The organism is Bacillus cereus group sp. BfR-BA-01350 (assembly GCF_022663775.1).
Classification (GTDB): domain Bacteria; phylum Bacillota; class Bacilli; order Bacillales; family Bacillaceae_G; genus Bacillus_A; species Bacillus_A paranthracis.
The window spans coordinates 1-418 of sequence record NZ_JAKUGD010000039.1 but is presented as its reverse complement, the minus strand read 5'-3'; the positions used below and the strand labels follow the sequence as shown (position 1 = coordinate 418).

Here is a 418-nt window from a genome sequence, read left to right as displayed (position 1 = left end):
ATGTCATATTGAAAATTGGAGCGGAAGACGGGATTCGAACCCGCGACCCCAACCTTGGCAAGGTTGTATTCTACCACTGAACTACTTCCGCAAGACATGTATGAGTTATTTAATTAAAAGTGCGGGTGAAGGGAGTCGAACCCCCACGCCAAAGGCGCCAGATCCTAAGTCTGGTGCGTCTGCCAATTCCGCCACACCCGCATATTAATTTATTTAAGAAAAATGGGGCGACTGATGGGAATCGAACCCACGAATGCCGGAGCCACAATCCGGTGCGTTAACCACTTCGCCACAACCGCCATAATTTCTGGTGCCGACTAGAGGACTTGAACCCCCAACCTACTGATTACAAGTCAGTTGCTCTACCAATTGAGCTAAGTCGGCTAAATGGTGGAGGATGACGGGATCGAACCGCCGA

The 418-nt window shown here is 50.0% G+C and carries 4 tRNA genes; all 4 read right to left on the bottom strand.

The window, feature by feature from the left end:
• Positions 1 to 16: 16 nt before the first annotated feature.
• Positions 17 to 91, bottom strand: a tRNA-Gly gene (locus tag MR147_RS26805).
• Positions 92 to 120: 29 nt separating this feature from the next.
• Positions 121 to 201 (bottom strand) — tRNA-Leu (locus MR147_RS26800).
• 22 nt (positions 202 to 223) lie between these two features.
• Positions 224 to 299, bottom strand: a tRNA-His gene (locus tag MR147_RS26795).
• A 9-nt stretch (positions 300 to 308) separates the two neighbouring features.
• Positions 309 to 384 (bottom strand) — tRNA-Thr (locus MR147_RS26790).
• Positions 385 to 418: the final 34 nt, after the last annotated feature.